This is a genomic window from Enterococcus sp. 125944 (genome assembly GCF_051909435.1).
GTDB classification, from domain to species: Bacteria; Bacillota; Bacilli; order Lactobacillales; family Enterococcaceae; genus Enterococcus_D; species Enterococcus_D gallinarum.
The window spans coordinates 1-4,675 of sequence record NZ_JBQASY010000045.1; the positions used below are offsets into that span (position 1 = coordinate 1).

Below are 4,675 nucleotides of genomic sequence, written 5' to 3' on the forward strand. Positions count from 1 at the left end.
TGGTGTAACATCGTTCACTTTCGTGCCTTCCGGCAACTCTTCCAAGTTAGTTACATTATCCGTCAGATCAATCGTTCCTCCGTAGTTGACTTCTTCTTTTTCTACTTCTGGAGTATATTTTTCAGCATCATTTCGATTGTCCACTACTTCCACTGGAACTTTCACTGTATCTTTTGTTCCATCTGGATACGTAACTTCTATCGTTCCTTCATACTCACCTGGCTGGGTTGTATCAATGACACCTTCTGGTGTAACATCGTTCACTTTCGTGCCTTCCGGCAACTCTTCCAAGTTAGTTACATTATCCGTCAGATCAATCGTTCCTCCGTAGTTGACTTCTTCTTTTTCTACTTCTGGTTCATAAAATTCAGCATCACTAGAAAGTTTCTTATAATACAAATTAATGATATTTCCATCTTTTTGTGTGATTATTAAACTTTCAGGATCGGCAGTCACAAACTCATAATTACTAATTTCGTATGTTTCCCCCATATCCATTCCATTAATTTCTTGACCAAACGTAGAAACTAAGTAGGTTGATTCACGTAACTTCAATAATTGTTCTGTATCCTTGGTTGAATAATCATAGAAATTAATGGTAGTAGGGAATAAATTAATGTAACTTGAAGCAAGTGAGTTTCTTACTATTCTCTCTTGATCATTTTTTTTATCTGTAAACCATGTTTTAATTTCTGCTGATATCAATTGATCTTCATCTTCAATTAGAGGTTTAGGCATAACAGGAATATCAATAAAGTTTGCACCAACAAATGGTGAAGAACTCAAAGTATTCATAAAGCTCTCAACAGCATTAACGTAGTAAACTCCGTTTTCATACTGACCAGCTTTATCCTTGTTGACTTCAATTTTTATTTTATTATCTACAAACATATTCTTTTTCAACATGACAGGTGCATTTGATCCACCGTCATGATGGTTGATACTATTTTCTCTGTATACTTGCCAAATCGTAATATAATCATCATCTGAAACTAAATTTAATATTTGTGGATCAATCTCAATATTAAATGAAACAGGTCGACCTAAATCAAGTGCCGTTCCATATAAAAGGTTATTCATGATCGTATTCTGAACTCTAATCAGACTTTTATCAGTTCCTTCGAGAATACTACTGAACTGACCATCGCTTCCCATTTGCTTTCCTTCATAAGTGGTAGTAATTGTATGGACAGATGGTGAGTTTAACCAATTTGAATTATTTTCATCTGGCTCCTCTTGTGAAAGATCAACAATAGTATTCTTATTTAAACTTTCTTTAGCAATAGTTGCAACACCAGAACTTGATTGACCTTGTAAACGAAGTTGAACACCAAACTTATCCCTTCCAAGCTCTTGCTGTAACTCTGCGACATCTTTCGATAATTTTATATAGATATTCGCTTCATATCTTTCAGCCTCGAGAGGAACAGATGGAAATACACCCCAGTTTCCAGATAGCGCGCCTCGACTCTTAGGATTCGTGCCCGGAATACGTATGAAAAATTTATCTAATAACACACGATAGATTCCGCCAGTTTTTTGATCTACTTGTGCATAAGCATCACTTACACCTGTCGGAGTTCCAAAAGTATTTACATTGCTCAATGTATTAGTATCTACTTTTTCAAAATATCGTTGGTACCCAACTTGTGCACCGATGTTTACGGTATTTTTTATGTTAATTTCTTCAATATATTTCGTAAGCTCTGGATCCACACGAAGATAAATCCAATCAATTGAAGCAGGCGTTGCTGCAGCTCTGTAAGCCATTTTCAAATGTAATTGAGTGGGATCATCAGTTTTTACACCCACATAAGTAATTCCAGTCTGAGTAATCAAACTTCCAGAAATGTTAGAATTGTCTGGTAGTGCCCAATCTTCTAAAAAGTTTTCTCCAGTTTGAACATCAAGACTCCTAACACTTCTACGTAAAGTTCTTGATGCTGATGATGAATTATTTTCCTCTAATAAAGAAATACTATCTTTTTTGATCGTTTTTTGTGGAGTAACATTTTCTATAGCAGTATCTTCTAAATTAACTAAGTCCCTTGTTGTATTAGATAAAACTGTCGTATCTTTATCTACTTGTGAAGTATTGCTTTTTATACTTTCTTCTGTAACTCTTGTCATCTGATTCTCAACTAAAGCAGCATCATCGCTATCTTCATGAGGATGTACTTCTAATTGTTGAATAGCATCATTATCAGTCAAGACTTCCTTTTGAATAATACTCTCTGACTGAACTTCAATACTATCTTCAGATAAATTTGTATTTTCTTGATTGTTAGTAGTTTCACCAAATGAATTTTCTGATTCAGAAATGGTTGCTTTCGAAGCTAGTTCTAGATCTTTATTTATAGCACTATCTTCCGACACATCAATATTTTGTTTTTCTTCTGAATTACTTTCTTTTAGAATAGAATTATTCAAAGTAGATTGGATTTCAGTTGATTGATTTATCTCCGTTGTTTCACTAGCAAAAGAAACTGTAGGACAAGAAATTAATCCTATTCCTAAAAACATTGCACCGATAATGAAAGAAGCCGCTCCACCTCCTCCTTTTTTCTTTTTAATTGCGTACTTAAACTTCTTCTCGCTTCTTTGATAAAACATACTTTATCCTCCTAACATAAAAAGTTATCAAAAAGAAAACCTAAAAAACGAACGTTCATTTTATAAGAAAGGTTAGAATAGATTCCCTTTCTCAATTTATATGTTAAATTAAATTTATAATATTTTCAATATGAACGTTCACTTTTTATTAGTCACAAAAGATCTATTTCTTTTGTATTCATTTAACCTTTTTTCTCGTTGATAATAATAAAGGGAAGGATTTAATTTATAATCAAATGAGAATGATACTCAAATAAAGGAGGAATCTTAGTAGAGATTATTATGAGTAAAAACGAATTTTTTTAATATAAATTCACTTAATAAGTCAAATAAGACTGCCAATAAAATGATGTTCCTCAAGTAAAAAACAGCTAAAACTCTTTCTAAAGTGGCTGACTACTAACCATATAGTGGGGAAAAGATAAATAAAAACAAACAAGTGATTATATACTCAACAATCAGTTTAACCATTGCATCCATTCTAAAAGATGCTGATCGCCATTATCAAATAAAGAAATTTTTTCAACTTTGAAAAAAGGTTCATAAACTCGACATTTCTTATTAAAAACTTAACTCATAGTATTCTTCCTAAAATAAACATGATAATAATATCAATATACAACGATCTTATAGAGGGTATTAGCAGTATAGATTGCATAAGTTTCTTTTCACGTTTTCTTTTTCTTTTCCTTCAAAGAAAAAGAACAGATCTTTCTTATTAAAAAATTTGTTTTGAATAAAATGGATAGGATAACTTCATTTTAGTAAAAGCTGAAAATAAAGAATCTAGAAAGTCTATTCTTAGAAAATTTAGTTCTTTATTGTATAAATAACTATGGCGAATTAAAAGATATAATCAATATCAAAAATCAAAATCAAAGAATGTGCCCAATCAAGGGAGAAGCAAAAGCGTCTTTCCTTGATTCGTTGCAATGAGGTTTTTACGGGGTTCAGTCTATCTTTATTACCAGAATATATTTACCTTTCTAAATTGATCAGTGACGTCTTTTTAGTAACCCATAAAACTGGAAATACTAATTTTTGACGTTATTCTTACTAACAAATGAATATAACATGAGCTTTAATGATTTCAATATCTTTCATCTCACACAATTTTCTTAATATCTGACCAATACCTACTCTTAACTTTCCATAAATCACTTTTCGTCGATACTTTGGGTAAAGAAAATATGACATCTCGTATGTGCTACACTTTTATCATCGGTAAACATTAGAAACTCCTTTCGATCTGATATGCGGTTAGTAGCCATTATTAGTATATCGAAAGGAGTTTTTTATCGCTAAAGCTATTTCGTCCACGCACAGAAAAGCGTGTTTTTTTGTTTCGTACGCTACGCAAACGAGACTAACTAAAGTTAATAACTAAAAGAGTATTAAGTATACTTACAACAGTTAGTATACTTAATACTCTTTATTAATTTGTTTTACATGACTTTTCATCAAATAAGGAAACTACAAATATAATTTCTTCAAATACCACTCAATCTAATTACAGTTAGTCTACTAGTCGCTCATCATTCATACCAAAATATTGATGCAATGGTTTTTGTTTTCCTGACAATAGTTGATCGATCGTCACAAATTCGTACCCTTTATTTTTTAACATGGAGATCATATTTGGTATGGCTTTAACTGATTCAGGATGGATATCGTGGATTAAGATGATTGCACCATTATAAACATTCTGTTTGACAACATTATTGATTGCTCTAGGATTTTTTGATTTCCAATCCTGTGAGTCAATATCCCATTGAATAATTGGCATGCCAATTGTTTCAGCACTTTTTTTGTCAATAGCGCCATAAGGGGGACGGATATTGCGAGGCAAGACGCCTGTAGCCTTGAAAATTGCTTTATTAGCTTTATTTATTTCACTTTGTAATTCATCTGTCGAAAGTGTATTCAATTGTGGATGAGAATACGAGTGACATGCTACCTCATGACCCTCGTCGTGGACTTGTTTTGCAACATCTGGATTTTGATCCACCATCTGTCCTAACATGAAAAAAGTAGCTTTCACGTTATCTGTTTTTAGTATATT

The 4,675-nt window shown here is 32.3% G+C and carries 1 protein-coding gene and 2 pseudogenes; all 3 read right to left on the reverse strand.

Going from position 1 to position 4,675, the window contains the following annotated elements; genetic code table 11:
* Positions 1-378 (reverse strand): annotated as a pseudogene (locus ACTFWY_RS17550) (Rib/alpha-like domain-containing protein); the annotation flags it as partial.
* 3,247 nt (positions 379-3,625) lie between these two features.
* Positions 3,626-3,845, reverse strand: a pseudogene (locus tag ACTFWY_RS17555) (transposase); the annotation flags it as partial.
* 284 nt (positions 3,846-4,129) lie between these two features.
* The coding region (locus tag ACTFWY_RS17560) for a divergent polysaccharide deacetylase family protein (RefSeq protein ID WP_439948535.1) at positions 4,130-4,675 on the reverse strand (546 nt) is incomplete at its 5' end.